Origin of the sequence: Sandarakinorhabdus sp. DWP1-3-1 (assembly GCF_049896705.1) — a bacterium.
Lineage (GTDB): Bacteria > Pseudomonadota > Alphaproteobacteria > Sphingomonadales > Sphingomonadaceae > Sandarakinorhabdus.
The window spans coordinates 44,898-60,061 of record NZ_JAFCUV010000001.1; the positions used below are offsets into that span (position 1 = coordinate 44,898).

Sequence of the window (15,164 nt, forward strand, 5' to 3'; positions counted from 1 at the left end):
CGTCCTCATGTCCTTGCCATTGCCGGCGCGTTACAATTGGCTATCGGCACAACGCGGTCAACCGCAGCCCTGCAGCTAGCCCAGGTCGGCGCGCGCCTGTTCCCAGCCGTCGCGACCGGCATAGGGCGTGATCACCGGCACGATGCCGCCGACGTCGTCGAGGGCCCGCCAGTTGATGCTGTAGCCGCCCGGATGCGAACGGGGGACGTAAAAGCTTTTGATGCCGCAATGCCGGCAGAACAGGTGGCGGGCGGTGCCGGTGCCGAAGCGATATTCGGTGAGCGCGTCGCCGCCGCAGAGGAGCGTGAAGCCGTCGGCCGGTACGATGAGATGCAGGTAACCGGTCTTGGCGCAGATCGAGCAGTCACAGTCGAGCAATTGCGGCGGGTCGGCAAAGGTCACGCGAAAGCGAACGGCGCCGCAGTGGCAGCCGCCTTCGGCGGTGTGGAGCGCGAGGGTCGCCATGCCCTATCTGGCGCCGGAGCCGCGCCGCGCGCAAGCCCCGGCCTTTGTTGCTAGCGCCGCGGGCGCTGGCGCAAACGCGGTTGGCGCTGCCGCGCCTGGGCAATTGCCAGCGGCAGCGCCACCAGGCCGGCGGCGATCAGGGTGGCGGCGACGGGGCGCAGCTGCGCCTCCAGCCACAGGCTGGTGCGGCGGACGGACTGCGGCTGGTTGCTTTCGACGCTGCCGTCGCTGCGGCTTTCCCACAGATTGTCGGCGGTTTCGGCCGGCGGCGCCTGACCGGTCTGCTGAACCTCGGTGCCAAAGCTTGCCATGGCGCGGTCGAGCAGGCCCGGCGCCAGCATGTCGCCCCAGGTCGCACCCTCCCCGAACGATCCGACGGTGATCGCGCGGCGCGGATGCGCGGCGGCGAACAGCACGGCGCGCGCCACCAGCCGCGGATCGTAGAGCACCGGCGGCAGCCGGGCCGGCGCGTCCATGAAGTTGCGGGCGTGCTGCGGGAACGGCGTGTGCATCGCCGACGGCTTGATCAGCGTCACCGCGACGGGGGCGTCGGCCTCCAGCAGTTCGACGCGCAGGGCGTCGGTAAAGCCCTTCACCGCGTGCTTCATCGCCGAATAGGATCCCTGCTGGATCATCGTGCGGTCGCCGAGCACGCTGCCGATGTTGATGATGGCGCCGCCGGTCTGGCGCAGCCGCCGTGCCGCCGCCAGCGATCCCGCCACCGTGCCCCAATAGCCGACGTCGAAGACCCGGCGCTGGTCGGCGATCGGTGTTTCGCTGACCGTCCCGAAAATGCCCGCCGCGGCGTTGTTCACCCAGGTATCGAAGCCGCCGAAGCGGTCGGTCGCGGCGGTGGCGATGCGTTCGGCGGCGTCCTCGTCGGCCATGTCGGCGGCCAGGATGGCGACGTCGGCGCCGTCGAGCGCCAGCCGGTCGGCGATTTCGCGCAGCGCAGGCTCGTTGCGCGCCGACAGCATCAGGCGCGCGCCGGTCGCTGCCGCCGCCTCGGCGATGGCAAGCCCGATGCCACTGCTGGCGCCGGTGATGACGATGCGCTGCGCGGCAACGGGTTTCAGAATGATCGGCATCGGCAAAGGCTCCCTGGTTGGCGGAAGAACGCCCGGGGGCAGGTTTCGATGCGGGCGCGACCCTGCCGCGCGCCTGGGTATCGCGCTCGCAATCATATGCGGCTACGGCAGCGGCGGCGCGCGGGCATACGGCTTGCAGGAACGGCCGGGGGACCCAGCAATGCCGCTCGAGCAGACCCGCGATGCGATCAGGGCCGGCGATCTGCTCGGCGCCTATGATGCCGCCGTCGCCGGCATCGCGGCGGGGCAGGCGAGCCGCGAGCTGCACTATCTGCTGGTGCTGACGCTGGCCCGCATGGGGGACACCGATCGCGCCCATGCGCTGTTCCTGCACCATGACCTGGCCTCGGAGGCGAGCGAGGATGTGCTGTCGCTGCGGGCGCGCATCCTGAAGGACCGCGCCATCGCCGCCACCGGCCCGGCGCGGGCCGCGCTGCTGGCGGCGGCGAGCGCGGCGTATCAGGATGCGAACACCAGGTTCGGCGGCTATTACAGCCTCATCAACGCCGCGAGCCTGTCGTGCCTCGCCGGCGATGTCGCGCGCGGCCACGACCTGGCGCGGCGGGTGCTCGCCGATCCCGAGGTGGCGGCGCCGACATCCTATTTCGCCGCTGCCAGCGCGGCGGAGGCGTGGCTGCTGCTCGGCGATGCCGAACCGGCGATCGCCGCGGCGACACGCGCCTGCGCGCTGCCCGATGCCGGGCTCGGGCCCCGCGGTTCCACCGTGCGCCAGCTGCTCTGGCTCGGCCGGCAGGCCGCCGTCTCCGCCGCGCTTGCCGAGCGGTTGTGCAGCCTGCTGCGGCCGCCGCCGATCCTGTTCTATTCGGGCCATCTGTTCGTCGAGGATCCCGCCATCGAGGCGGCCATAGCGGCACGCATCGATGCGGCGCTCGCAGCATCGGGGACTGCGATCGCCTATGGCGCGCTGGCGTGCGGCGCCGACATATTGTTCGCGGAAGGCGTGTTGCGGCGCGGCGCCGATCTCCACGTCGTGCTGCCTTTCAGTACCGGGGATTTCATCGCCGAATCGGTGCTGCCGGGCGGCGCGGGCTGGCTGCCGCGCTTCGAGGCGGTGCTGTCAGCCGCAAGGGATGTCACCTTCGCCAGCGAGGCGGCCTATATCGGCGACCCGGCGCAGTTCCAGCACGGCAACAGCCTCGCCATGGGCCTGGCGGTGCTGCGCGCCTCGCACCTGCAGACCGCCGCCGAACTGGTGACGGTCTGGGACGGCGCCGCGGCGCGCGGGGTCGGCGGCACCGGCGCCTATGTCGATCACTGGCGCAGCCTCGGCCATGCGGCGCGCATCATCGACCCGGGCGCCATCGTTCGGCCGCCCGTCGCCGCCGGCCGCCGGGTCGCGCCGGCGACGACGGCGACGCGCTGCCAGCGCGCCATATTGTTCACCGACTATGCCGGCTTTTCGCGTATCGGCGAGCACGACCTGCCGCCGTTCTGGGCCGATGTCATGGGCGCCGTCGCCGGCGTGCTGGCCAGCGCCGGCACCGCCATCGATTTCCGCAACAGCTGGGGCGATGCGGTCTTTGCCGTCGTCGACGACCTGCAGGTGGCGGCGCGCGTGGCGATCGACATCGTCGCCGCCATCCCGGCGCCGGCCGATGCCGGCGGCATGCGGGTGGCGCTGCACTATGGCCCCGTCTACCGGATGATCGACCCGATCACCGGCCTGCCGGGCTATATCGGCACCGAAGTCACCCGCGCGGCGCGGATCGAACCGGTGACGCCGATCGGCCAGGTCTATGTCACCCAGCCCTTTGCCGCGATGCTGGCGCTGGAGCGGGATGCACCGTTCCGCCTCGAATATGCCGGCAGGGTGACGCTGGCGAAGGGCTATGGCACGATGGCGCTTTACCGCCTGTCGCGATGACCCGGCACATGACGACCAGGAGAGCCGCGACATTGACCGTACCCAGCCGCTGCGCAAATCCGTCAGCCTGACCGCCCGATGCGCTACGCCGCCTTCATCAGCTACAACCACCGGGACCGCAAGGCAGCGTCCTGGCTGCTGAAGGCGCTCGAAAGCTATCGGGTACCGAAGCGTCTGCAGGGCCGGCCGAGCGCCGTCGGCGTGCTCGGCAACCGGCTGCCGCCGGTGTTCCAGGACCGTGCCGAGCTCGCCGCCTCGTCCAACCTCGCCGAATCCGTCCGCGCCGCGCTCGTTGATTCGGCATCGCTGATCGTCGTCTGTTCACCCGACGGCGCCCGGTCGAAATGGGTCAACGAGGAAATCCGCGCCTTTGTCGCCCTGGGCCGCCGCGACCGCATCCAGTGCCTGATCATCGGCGGCGAGCCCAATGCGTCGACCCTGCCGGGCGCCGATCCGGCGCTCGAATGCCTGCCGCCGGCGCTGTTCGAGGATGGTGGCGCCGAACCGCTCGCCTCCGACATCCGGCCCGGCAAGGACGGCCGCGCCGCGGCCCGGCTGAAGCTGCTCGCCGGCATCATGGGGGTCGGCTATGACGAATTGCGGCAGCGCGAGGCCAGCCGCCGGCAGCGCCAGCTGGCCATCGTCGCCGGCGCCTCGGCGATCGGCTTCGTCGTCATGGCCGGGTTGGCGGTGAGCGCCGTCCTCGCCCGCAACGAAGCCGTCCTGCAGCGCGACATCGCCCGGCAAAAGACGATCACCGCCGAACGCACCGTCGAGTTCGTCCAGTCGCTGTTCGAGGTGTCGGACCCGTCGGAAGCCAAGGGCGCGCAGGTCAGCGCGCTCGCCATCCTCGAAAAGGGCGCGGCGCGGATCGCCGGCTCGCTCGGCAACGAACCCAGCGTCAAGGCCGAGCTGATGACGACCCTCAGCAAGGTCTATCTCGGCCTCGGTTCGCTGAGGAAAGGCGATGCGATCATCCGCGATTCGCTGCGGTTGAAGGTCGATGACCCGGGCGTCGCGGCGCGGCAACTGCTGGCGCTCGGCGATTCCGAAACCCGGCAGGGCGAATATGCCACCGCGGCCAAAACCTTCACGCGCGCACTCGCGCTCGCCAGCGACAGCCGGCGCGGTAACCCGGCGCTGATCGCCCCGATCCTCGTCGGGCGGGGGGAGGCACGATCGGCCGTCGACGACACCAGGGGTGCGGAGGCCGACATCCGCCGCGCGCTGGCGGTCGATCGGGCCGGCTTCGGCGACCGCCATCCGGCCGTCGCCCGCGATCTCGAGGCGCTGGGGCTGAACGCGCTGGCGGAAGATCGGCTCGGCGATGCCAAGGCGCTGTTCGAGCGTGCGCTGGCCATCCGCATCCCGCTGCAGGGCCTCGCCCATCCGCGCGTTTCCGAAGACTATAACGAGCTCGGCTCCATCGCCTATCTGCAGCGCGATTCCGCCGCCGCCGAGGCGCTGTGGACCCGGGCGCTGAAATCCGACGAGCTGGTGCTCGGGCCCGATCATCCCGATGTCGCCATCTCGATCAACAACGTCGCCCGGGTCATGCTCGAACGCCGCGGCTTTGCCGAAGCCTACAAGCTGCTGGTGCGCGCCCGCGACATCAGCCTGCGGCAGCGCAGCGCGACGCACGACGACCTGGCGTTCGTCCTCGGCAATCTGGGTCTCGCCGAACGCGGGCTGGGGCAGGCCGCGGCGGCGACGGCGACATTGCAGGCGGCCCTGCTGGCGGCCGATGCTCACAAGCACCGCAACCGCGCGCCGATCCTCGCGGAACTTGCCGACCTGGCCTGCGACCGGGGGACGCCGGCAAGGGGCCTGGCGCTGCTCGACCGCGCCGCGCCGATCATGCGCGCGGACTATCCCGACGACCCGTGGCGGCAGGCCTGGGTGCTGAACACGCGCGGCAAATGCCTGGTCGCCGCGGGTCGCGGAGCGGAGGGCAGGGCCGCCATCGCCGAAAGCATGGCCGCCATTCGCGCGCGTTGGCCGCGATCCACCCTGTTCGGCGCACTGGCCGAACAGCGACTGCAAGACGCGCGCGGCGGCGTCGGCCCGGTCGCTTGAAGCGTCGTCAGAAAAACATTTAACAATTTGGTGATTACGCCTATCCAAAAATGCCTCGTCTCGTCGAACCAAGGAAGCGTCATGCGCACTCGTCTGGTATCCGCCTGCCTGCTGGCGGCGACGATCGCCGCCACGCCGGCCGCGGCGCGCCGCACCGCCGTCGACGAGAATCCCGACGGCAGCCAGGTGCGCTATTCACTCGGCGGCTATTGCGACATCAATGGCGATGATTGCGGCGGCGGCACCGCGCTGGGCTATACCGTCAAGATCGGATCGGCGGATGCGTTTACCAATGTCATCACCCATGGCAACGGGCTGCTGACCTTTGGACGCGCGGTTGATTTCTTCTCGGGTCCCGAAGGTGAGCCCAGCTTCCAGGATACGATCTTCGCAGGCGGCACGCCGGCTCCGGCCAGCTATGGCATCGACCTCGTCAGTGCCGGGCAGAATGTCGAGCTCGACTTCGACAACGTCTTTCTCCAGAGCTCGCGCGTCGCGGTCGGCCCGTTCGGCGTCATCCGGGTCGAATGGTTCACCTGCGTGCGGCCGACCTCGCCCAGCACGTGTCCCGAATCGAACCCGCAGTCGCTGACGCTGACGCCGGGCCGCACGGGTTTCACCGGCCTGTTCACCGGCGGCGGCCGCGAGGAAGCGCCCGGTTTCGTCATCGACGGTGTCTTCACGTCGGTGGCGTTGAACCAGCCGTTCCTGATCCCGGCGGAGATCACCGGCATCACCTTTGCGTCCAACGTCCCCGAGCCGGCGTCCTGGGCGCTGCTGGTCATCGGCTTCGGCCTCGTCGGCGCCGCCGTGCGACGTCGGGCGGCGATCGGCGTTCCTGCCCGGGCATAGACCTTCCCGACCCTGCCCGGCGGCGTGCCGCGGACGTGACGTACCGGGCGTCGCCGCGAGGCAACGCCCGGCCAGCGGGGGAGGACCCGCTAGAAGTTGAAGCGCGCGCCCACGGCATAGCGCGCGCCGGTATCGACGATCGACAGGAACTGGTTGGCAAATTCGCCGCGCGTCTTCGTCTTGGCATTGGTGACATTGACGCCTTCGACGAACAGCGTGGCATAGCTGGTCACCGCGAACGCCGCCGAGATGTCGAGCTGGCCGTAATCCTCGAAATAGATCGGCCGGCCGCCGGTGCCGTTGGCCAGCGTCTGCACGAACTCGTCGCGGTGGTTGTAGGCGATGCGCGCCTGCACCGGACCCTTTTCATAGAAGAGCACGGCGTTCTGGCTGTTGCCGAGCCCTTCCAGCGCCAGCGTCGTGCCGGTTGCCGTCGTCGGGTTGTTGCTGCCGACAAAAGTCGCGTTGGCGGTGACGCCGAGCCCGTCGAACGGCGCCGGCAGCCAGGTCAGATTGTGCTGGAAGCCGATCTCGACGCCATAGACATCGATGGTGCCGAGGTTGCGCGGTCGCTGGACGTTGAACGGCGCCTGGCCGCCGGGGAAGATATTGTCGGCATTGGCGACCGGGAAATTCTCGACGGCGACCGAGCTGCCGACGAAATCGTCGACGCGCTTGTAGAAACCGCTGACCGTCAGATAGCCGCCGGGCTGGTAGTACCATTCGCCGGTCAGGTCGAAATTGGTCGATTTGTACGGCGTCAGGTCGGGATTGCCGCCGGCCGCCTGCAGATTGCCCGGGCGCAGGTTGGTATAGCTGACCCGCGGCGCCAGCAGGCTGAGATCGGGGCGCGTCACCGTCTGCGACGCGGCGAAGCGACCGATGAAACTGTCGGTGAAATCGACCTTCACGTTGAGGCTGGGCAGGAAATTATTGTAGGTCGTCGTCTGTTCGACGGGCACCGCGGTCGGTGCGAAAACGCCGGTGTACGACGTGGTGTCGCCCGGCACGACGCGCAGGTCGAGCAGCTGCTGCTGCGAACCGCGCGAGCGGACGCGGGTGTGGGTATAGCGCACGCCAAGGTTGCCGCTGATCGGCAGGCCGGCGATTTCCGACCCGAAATCGACCTGGGCATAGCCGCCGATGACGCGTTCCTTGACGGTGAAGCTGTCGGGATAGACGATCGCCGCATAGCCGTTGTTGGCGGCGAGGAAGCCGGCCAGGGTGCCGACCGGGCGGCCGACGGCGGCATCCTGGGCGTTGGCGGCGGCGGTCGATTCGAGGAAGGTGAAATAATCCTCGGCGTTGAACTGCAGCCACTGGCGCGGGAAATTACCTGCCGTGCCGTTGAAGAAATTGTTCGGCGCGAACGGCTGCAGCAGCCCCGGCGCGACCGGGATGGCATAGCCGCAATAGGCGCAGCCGACGTTCGATTCGGTGCGGACCAGCGTATTCTTCTTGGTGCGATCCTGGAAATAGCCGCCGAAGCGCAGCGCCTTGACGAAGCCGCCATCGGTCTTCAGCGTCGCGTCGATACGGTTCTCGTAATTTTCCTCGCTGCGGTCGAAGCCTTCACGCGTGGCGAAATGCGCGCGGCCGACGCCGGTGTTGGTAAAGCCGTTGGCCGCCGTCAGGCTGGGCAGGCCGGTGCCCGTGTTGTCGAAATTGACGGCATTGTTGAAACCGATGACGGCAAAGATCTCGTTGCCGCCGTTGTTCGACGTCGCCTTGGAATAGCTGCTGTCGAAAGCCACTTCGATCAGGTCGGTCGGCGTCCATTTGAGGTTGGCGCCGAACGCCAGCAGCTTGGTCGGCCGGTTGAAGGTGCGGTTGATGTAATCGGTGTGGCCGTCGGCATTCTGCGAGAAATTGGTGACCGTGCGGTTGCTGTCGATCGTCGCGGTGGTCGCGGAACCCGGCGAGAAGAAATGGCCGACGCTGTTGCCCTGGGAATCGACGGTGAACTTGTTCCACAGGCCGTCGACGGTCAGCAGCAGCTCGTCGGACGCGCGGAACTGCACGGTGCCGTTGATGCCGATGCGCTCACGGTCCTGCGCGTCCGAAATCTGGTCGTAATTCTGCGGGAAGTTGACGCCGGTCAGCCCGGCCAGCGGCAGGTCGGCGCGGAAATAGCCGTTGGTGGCGATGGTGTTCACCAGCGCCTTGCGCCGCTGGTAGCTGACCGACGCGAGCACGCCGATGCGGTCGTCGCCGAAGGTGTTGCTGTAGAGCGCGAAACCGTCGCCGGCGAACTTGTCCGACAGGCGCTCGTAATTGGCCTGGCCCGACACGATGATCTTCTGGCCGTTGTAGTCGAACGGCCGCGCCGTCTTGACATTGATCGTCGCGCCGATGCCGCCGTCCTGCAGCCGGGCGTTGCTGCTCTTGAAGACATCGGCGCCGGCGATGAGCTCGGACGCCAGCAGGTCGAAGCTGAAGGCGCGGCCGGCGTTTTCGGTGGCGATCGAGCGACCGTTGACGAGCACGGTGTTGAATTGCGGGCCGAAGCCGCGGACGGTGATGAACTGGCCTTCGCCGCCGGAACGGTCGACCGACACGCCGGTGATGCGCTGCAGCGATTCCGCGACGTTGGTGTCGGGGAACTTGCCGAGATCTTCCGACGAGATGGAATCGACGATCAGGTCACTGTTGCGCTTGGTGTCGATCGAGCGGGCGAGGCCGGCGCGCAGGCCGGTGACGATGATTTCCTCTTCGGCCGGCGCGGCAGCGGGGGTGGCCGTCGTCTGCGCGGCGACTGTCGCGGGGAAGGCCAGCGCCAGGGCGACCAGAGCCGGGCCTGCCAGGATCGTCGACGCCGTCAGCCGTGCCATGCACTGTGCCATGGAAATTCCTCCCCGTTTGCGGCGGGTCGGGGGGACCGGCGCCGCGCCTGCGGGTGCCGGGTTGATCCCGATCACCATCGATTTGCGAATTATAATATCAATCTGCTAAAGTCAAACCAGCGGCGGCGACGGGGTGATTGCGCAGGCATCCTGTCTGACAGAACCGGATTACCAAGTGCTGAAGGGGTCGGGATGGAGCGGCGGTGCTGGAGCGTGGAGGCCGGCATTGCCGTGCTGCTGCTGCTCGCCGGCTGTTCGGCGCCGGCACCGTCCGCCGGCGTCGCCGACCCCCAGGCGACCGCGGCGCTGGCCCCTGGTGGCGGCGTCCGGCCCCGGCTGAAGCCCGCCGATCTCGTCGGTTTCCGCAGCCTGCCGGCCTATTCCGAACCGGCCTGGGTGAGCCAAGATTTCGTCGCCAAGGGTCGCCTGCCGCCGCTTCGCGACCGCTTGCCGAAGCAGCCTCTGGTCGTCGCCGCCGGCGCCATGCCCGACGGCATCGGCGTTCATGGCGATGCGCTGCGCCAGGTCACCGGCGGGCGCCCCGAAGGCTGGAACACCAGCGCCGGCCAGTCGCAGGGCTGGGGCGGCGTCGACATCGGCACGCTGGAATGCCTGACCCGCACCGGGCCGCTGTTCCTGGTGCGCAGCGACGCGCTGCAGCCGCTGCCCAACCTCGCCCGCCGCTGGACCTGGTCGCCCGACGGCCACCAGCTGACCATGGACCTGGTCGAAGGCGCGCGCTGGTCCGACGGGCACCCGTTCACCAGCGACGACGTGATGTTCTTCTGGACCGACAATGTCCTCGATCCGCAGGTGTCGCCGCTGGGCGGGGCGGGGCCCGACAGCTTCGGCGCCGGCACGACGCTCGAGGCGCTGGGGCCGTACACGATCCGCTGGACGTTCAGGCAGGCGTTCCCGGAGGATGTCCTCTACCAGATGGCCTATGGCAAGTTCTGCCCCGGCCCGGCGCATGTGCTGCGGCCGCAGCATCCGCGCCACAACCCGCGCAACAGCTATGCCGATTATCGCAACGCCTTTCCGGCGGCGCGGGTCAATTTTCCGGTCATGGGCGCTTGGGTCGCCACCGAATATCGCCCCGACGACATAATCATCTTCCGCCGCAATCCCTATTACTGGAAGGTCGACGCCGCCGGGCAGCAACTGCCCTATTTCGACGAACTGCAGTACCGCCTGCTCGGCTGGAACGACCGCGACATCCAGGTCATCGCCGGCACGTCGGATCTCGCCAATGTCGAGGTGCCGGGCAATTATGTCGAGGTGCTGCGCCAGGCGGCGAAACCCGGCGCGCCGTTCCGCATCGCCTTCGGGCCACGCGGCGCCGCCTATGCGGTGCTAATGAACCTGTCGGGCAACGGCTGGGGCGAACCCGATGCCCGCGGCCAGCAGGTGCGGCGGCTCAACCGCACCCTCGCCTTTCGCCAGGCTGTCAGCCTCGCCATGGATCGCCAGGCGCTGGCGACGACGCTGGTGAAGGGGCCGTTCGTGCTGCCCTATGCCGGCGGCATCCTGCCCGATACGCCCTTCTACGACGCTGCCGCCACCGTCCAATGGGGCCATGACGCCGCCCGGGCGCGGGCGCTGCTCGATGACGCCGGCATCATCGACAGCGACGGCAGCGGGATGCGCAATTTTCCCGGTGGCGGCCCCGATATCGAGATCGTGCTGACCGCCAGCCCCGATACTGCCACCGATCGCAGCCTGGCCGAAGGCGTGCAGATCTTTGCCCGCGAGATCGGGCTGCGGATCATCCTGCGCTTCGTCGGCGGCACCCAGCGCGACGCCGCCGGTGCCAGTGGCCAGTTCGACTGGCTGCTGTCGCGCAACAACACCACCGAGCTGATCACCGTCGTGCAGGGGTCGGATGCGCTGGCGCCGATGGGGCCGTACACCCATGCCTTCCACCGCGCCGGCCCCGGCGGCCGGCTCGACCTGCTGCCCTATGAGCGGGACATGGTCGCGGCGGTCGCGGCGTTCCAGGACAGCCGCGACCCCGCCGTCCGCCGCGCCGCCATGGCGCGCTACCAGCGGCTGTCCACCGCCAACGCCAACAGCATCGGGCTGGTGCGCTTTCCGGGCGCGCTGATCGTCAACCGCCGCATCGCCAATGTGCCACCGGCGACGCCGATCTTCATGTTCAACTGGGCCGAGGATGCGATCATGCGCGAGCGATTGTTCGTGCCGCGGGCCCGGCAGGGCGGTGCCGAGCTGCGCCCGCGCACGCTGCCCGGCTGCTTCGATTGTCGATCATGAGCCGATTGTTCACCGGGCCCGTCCTCGCCTTCCTTGGCCGCCGCGTGCTGGCGGCGCTGCCGACGCTGCTGGCGCTCAGCCTCGTCACCTTCCTCATCATCAAGGCACCGCCCGGCGACTATGCCGATGGCCTGCGCACCATGCTCGTCAACCAGGGCGGCGCCTCGGCGGCGGAGGCCGATGCCCAGGCGGCGCTGTACCGCGCGCAGAACGGCCTTAATGATCCGCTGCTCGTGCAGTACGCCCGCTGGCTCTGGGGCATCGTCACCCGCTTCGATTTCGGCATGTCGATGGCGAGCAACCGCCCTGTTGCCGCCATCGTCGCCGAGCGGCTGCCCGCGACGATCGCGCTGGCGTTGGTCTGCCACCTGCTGGCGTCGGCGATCGGTATCGGTCTGGGGGTACTGGCGGCATCCCGGGCGGGAACCTGGGTTGATCGCGCGATCAACATAATTGCCTTCATGGGCATGACGACTCCGCGCTTCTTGCTCGCGCTGGTGATGCTCTATGTGCTGATTTTTCACGCCGGAATCACCGGAATCGGCAGCTTCCAGTCCGCCCAATTCGCCGGCGCGCCGTGGAATCTGGCGCGATTCCGGGATCTTCTGGCCCATGTCTGGCCGGTGATCCTGATCGCGACCTGGGGTGGGCTGGCCTATAATGTCCGCGTCATGCGCGGCAATCTGCTCGATGTGCTCGGCGCGCAGTACGTCGAGACCGCGCGGGCCAAGGGCCTGTCGCCCCGCACCGTCATGCTGCGCCATGCCGTGCCCAACGCCATCCACCCGATCATCGCCTATCAGGGCACCGCATTGCCCTATATGATGACCGGCGAGATCGAGGTCGCCATCGTCTTCGGCCTCGCCACCGTCGGCCCGGCCATCGTCGGCGCCATGGCGGTGGGCGATATCTATGTCGCCGCGACCTTCATGCTGGTGCTGGCGACGACGCTGATCGTCGGCAATATCCTCGCCGACCTGGCGCTGGTGCTGCTCGATCCGCGCCTGCGCCTCGGGAACGACGCGTGAGCACGGCGCCGCAGAGCTATCCGCGCCTCGTCTGGCAGCGCTTTCGCCGCTCGTGGCTGGGCCTCGCCGGGCTCGCCATGCTGGTGCTGCTGCTGGTCACGGTCATCTTCGGCGGCTTTCTCGCGCCCCACGACCCCGACAGCCGCTATGAACCCTTCCAGCCGCCCAGCCGGATTGCCTTCGATGGCGGCCTTGTTGCCTACAACCCGCACGAATCCGGCCGTATCGACCCTGTCACCCTGCAACCGATCCTGACCTATGACGCCGCGCCGCCCGTGCCGCTGCGCCTGTTCGCCCCCGGCGCGCGCTGGTGGCTGCTCGGACTGATACCCGTCGATCGCCACCTGATCGGCCCGGCATCCCCCGCCGACGCCGTCCATGTCCTCGGCACCGACCGCTTCGGCCGCGATATCCTCTCGCGTGGCCTGGTCGCGGCGCGCATCTCGCTCGGCCTCGCCACCATCGTCGTGACGCTGACGACCCTCACTGGCCTGCTGCTTGGCGCCACGGCCGGCTATCGCGGCGGCGCCATCGACCGCTGGCTGGGGCGGTTGATCGACTTCGTCCTCGCCTTCCCGCAACTGCCGCTCTACCTCGCGCTGGGCGCGCTGATCCCCATCACCATCGGCTCGGGCCAGTTCCTGCTGCTGCTCGTCGGCATCATGGCGCTGCTCGGCTGGGCCGGGCTGGCCCGCGAAATCCGCGGCAAGACCATGGTGCTGGCGCGCATGGACTATGTCCGCGCCGCCGTCGCGCTCGGTGCCAGCGACTGGCGCATCGTCCATCGCCACATCGCCCCCAATCTGATGTCGCACGTGCTGGTCAGCTTCACCCTCACCTTGCCCGCCATCGTGCTGCTCGAAAGCTTCCTCGGCTTCCTCGGCCTCGCCGTGAAACCTCCGCTGATCTCCTGGGGGCTGATGCTGCAGGATGCCGGCAACTTCGCCGCCATCGGTTCCTACCCGTGGATTCTGGCGCCGGTGGGCTTTGTCTTCGTCACCGTCTTCGCCTTCAACGCCGTGGGGGACGCCCTGCGTGACGCCATCGACCCCTATTGACCCCGTGCTCGATGTCGCCGGGCTCGGCATCGGCTTCGGCGCGACGAGCGTCGTCGCCGATGTTTCCCTGCGCATCGCGCGCGGCGAGATGGTGGCGCTGGTCGGGGAATCGGGCTCCGGCAAGTCGCTGACGGCGCGCGCCATCATGGGGCTGCTGCCGCGTGGTGCCGCCATCACCCCCGGCAGCCGCATCGACCTCGGCGGCGATGCCATCGCCGGCCTGCCCGAACCGGCGCTGCGCCGCCTGCGCGGCCGCCGCATGGCGATGGTTTTCCAGGAACCGATGAGCTCGCTCAACCCGCTCTACAGCATCGGCGCGCAGCTGGTGGAGGCGATGCGGGCCCATCAGCGCATCACGGCCGCCGCGGCGCGCACCCGCGCCGTGGCGTTATTGGAGGAGGTCGGCCTGCCCGAACCCGTCGCCACGCTCGGCAAATACCCCCATGAACTGTCGGGCGGCCAGCGCCAGCGCGTGATGATCGCCATGGCGCTGTCCAATCGTCCCGACCTGCTGATCGCCGATGAGCCGACGACGGCACTCGATGTCATCGTCCAGGCGCAGATCCTGGCGCTGCTGAAGGACCTGCAGGGCCGCCACGACATGGCGGTGCTGCTGATCAGCCATGATCTGACCGTCGTCCGCCGCCACGCCGACCGCGTCCATGTCATGCAGAACGGCCGCATCGTGGAGGCCGGCGACACGGCGACGGTCTTTGCCCGGCCGCAGCACGCCTATACCCGCATGCTGCTCGCCGCCGAACCCGCTGCCGCTGCCGACGCCGGCGCCATCGGCGACACTTTGGTCGCGGTCCATGACCTCGATATCCGCTACGCCGCCCGCACCACCGGCTGGCGCCGCCGCCCGGCGCAGGCCATTCCCGCTGTCGCCGGCGCCGAATTTACCGTCCGCCGCGGCGAAGCCGTCGGTATCGTCGGCGAATCCGGCTCGGGAAAGACCAGCCTTGGCCTCGCGCTGATGCGGCTGATCGCATCGGAAGGCAGCATCAGCTTCGATGGCGCCCGCCTCGATGGCCTCGATCGCCGCGCCATGCTGCCCTTCCGCCGCCGCATGCAGATCGTGCTGCAGGACCCATTCGCCTCGTTGAACCCGCGCCTGTCGGTCCGCCAGGTCGTCGAGGAGGGGCTGATCGTCAACAATATCGGCAGCGGTGCCGCCGACCGGCTCGTCCGGGTGCGCGCGGCGCTGTCCGATGCCGGCCTGGGCGACGAAGTAATGGGCGATATCCTGTCCCGTTTCCCGCACGAATTCTCCGGCGGCCAGCGCCAGCGCCTGTCGATCGCCCGCGCGCTGGCGGTCGAACCCGAATTCCTGCTGCTCGACGAGCCGACCTCGGCGCTCGACCTGTCGGTGCAGGCGCAGATTCTGGCGCTGTTGCAGCGCTTGCAGCGCGAACGCGGGCTCTCCTATCTGTTCATTTCGCACGACCTGAAGGTCGTCCGTGCGCTTTGCCAGCGCATCATCGTCATGCAGGGCGGCCGCATCGTCGAGGCCGGACCCGCCGCCGACATCCTCGCCAACCCGCAAACCCCCTATGCCGCGCGGCTGATCCGCGCCGCCTTCGACCTTGCCGCCTGAC

10 protein-coding genes are annotated in these 15,164 nt (G+C 68.9%); 7 read left to right on the top strand and 3 right to left on the bottom strand.

Annotated elements, in window-relative coordinates; translation table 11 throughout:
* Nucleotides 1-75: 75 nt before the first annotated feature.
* The gene (locus ACP7AI_RS00150; protein WP_426162737.1) at nucleotides 76-465 is read right to left on the bottom strand and encodes a GFA family protein; all 390 of its coding nucleotides are present in this window, start codon (nucleotides 463-465) and stop codon (nucleotides 76-78) included.
* A gap of 50 nt (nucleotides 466-515) precedes the next feature.
* Nucleotides 516-1,553, bottom strand: coding sequence for an SDR family oxidoreductase (locus ACP7AI_RS00155; RefSeq protein WP_426162739.1), 1,038 nt, complete (start codon nucleotides 1,551-1,553; stop codon nucleotides 516-518).
* 160 nt (nucleotides 1,554-1,713) lie between these two features.
* Here ACP7AI_RS00155 and ACP7AI_RS00160 point away from each other — a divergent pair, with 160 nt between their 5' ends.
* From ACP7AI_RS00160 to ACP7AI_RS00170, 3 genes are all read left to right on the top strand, one after another.
* Entirely contained in the window at nucleotides 1,714-3,438 is a 1,725-nt protein-coding gene (locus ACP7AI_RS00160; protein ID WP_426162741.1) for a tetratricopeptide repeat-containing protein, read from the top strand.
* A gap of 78 nt (nucleotides 3,439-3,516) precedes the next feature.
* Nucleotides 3,517-5,514, top strand: a complete 1,998-nt coding sequence (locus ACP7AI_RS00165) for a tetratricopeptide repeat protein (protein ID WP_426162743.1) — start codon at nucleotides 3,517-3,519, stop codon at nucleotides 5,512-5,514.
* An 81-nt stretch (nucleotides 5,515-5,595) separates the two neighbouring features.
* On the top strand, nucleotides 5,596-6,366 hold the full coding sequence (locus ACP7AI_RS00170) for a PEPxxWA-CTERM sorting domain-containing protein (protein ID WP_426162745.1): 771 nt from the start codon (nucleotides 5,596-5,598) through the stop codon (nucleotides 6,364-6,366).
* A gap of 89 nt (nucleotides 6,367-6,455) precedes the next feature.
* Here the strand turns inward: ACP7AI_RS00170 and ACP7AI_RS00175 are convergent, their stop codons facing one another.
* The gene (locus tag ACP7AI_RS00175) at nucleotides 6,456-9,209 is read right to left on the bottom strand and encodes a TonB-dependent receptor (RefSeq protein ID WP_426162747.1); all 2,754 of its coding nucleotides are present in this window, start codon (nucleotides 9,207-9,209) and stop codon (nucleotides 6,456-6,458) included.
* Between the two features lie 192 nt (nucleotides 9,210-9,401).
* On the opposite strand from ACP7AI_RS00175, the gene ACP7AI_RS00180 reads away from it, so the two are divergent.
* From ACP7AI_RS00180 to ACP7AI_RS00195, 4 genes are read left to right on the top strand one after another with little or no spacing between them, the layout of a single operon-like run.
* Nucleotides 9,402-11,480 carry an ABC transporter substrate-binding protein gene (locus tag ACP7AI_RS00180; RefSeq protein WP_426162749.1) on the top strand — a complete coding sequence of 693 codons (2,079 nt, stop codon included), beginning with the start codon at nucleotides 9,402-9,404 and terminating at the stop codon, nucleotides 11,478-11,480.
* Complete coding sequence (locus ACP7AI_RS00185) at nucleotides 11,477-12,508, top strand: ABC transporter permease (RefSeq protein ID WP_426162752.1); 1,032 nt, start codon at nucleotides 11,477-11,479, stop codon at nucleotides 12,506-12,508. Before ACP7AI_RS00180 ends, ACP7AI_RS00185 begins: the two co-directional genes overlap by 4 nt.
* Nucleotides 12,505-13,566, top strand: coding sequence for an ABC transporter permease (locus tag ACP7AI_RS00190; RefSeq protein ID WP_426162755.1), 1,062 nt, complete (start codon nucleotides 12,505-12,507; stop codon nucleotides 13,564-13,566). Before ACP7AI_RS00185 ends, ACP7AI_RS00190 begins: the two co-directional genes overlap by 4 nt.
* Nucleotides 13,544-15,163 carry an ABC transporter ATP-binding protein gene (locus ACP7AI_RS00195; RefSeq protein ID WP_426162757.1) on the top strand — a complete coding sequence of 540 codons (1,620 nt, stop codon included), beginning with the start codon at nucleotides 13,544-13,546 and terminating at the stop codon, nucleotides 15,161-15,163. The genes ACP7AI_RS00190 and ACP7AI_RS00195 overlap by 23 nt, the downstream gene beginning before the upstream one ends.
* Nucleotide 15,164 lies beyond the last annotated feature (1 nt).

Coding starts and splice junctions, on each gene's coding strand:
- ACP7AI_RS00180 (WP_426162749.1), top strand. CDS start 9,402: ATGGAGCGGCGGTGCTGGAGCGTGGAGGCCGGCATTGCCGTGCTGCTG.
- ACP7AI_RS00155 (WP_426162739.1), bottom strand. CDS start 1,553: ATGCCGATCATTCTGAAACCCGTTGCCGCGCAGCGCATCGTCATCACC.
- ACP7AI_RS00185 (WP_426162752.1), top strand. CDS start 11,477: ATGAGCCGATTGTTCACCGGGCCCGTCCTCGCCTTCCTTGGCCGCCGC.
- ACP7AI_RS00165 (WP_426162743.1), top strand. CDS start 3,517: ATGCGCTACGCCGCCTTCATCAGCTACAACCACCGGGACCGCAAGGCA.
- ACP7AI_RS00170 (WP_426162745.1), top strand. CDS start 5,596: ATGCGCACTCGTCTGGTATCCGCCTGCCTGCTGGCGGCGACGATCGCC.
- ACP7AI_RS00160 (WP_426162741.1), top strand. CDS start 1,714: ATGCCGCTCGAGCAGACCCGCGATGCGATCAGGGCCGGCGATCTGCTC.
- ACP7AI_RS00175 (WP_426162747.1), bottom strand. CDS start 9,209: ATGGCACAGTGCATGGCACGGCTGACGGCGTCGACGATCCTGGCAGGC.
- ACP7AI_RS00150 (WP_426162737.1), bottom strand. CDS start 465: ATGGCGACCCTCGCGCTCCACACCGCCGAAGGCGGCTGCCACTGCGGC.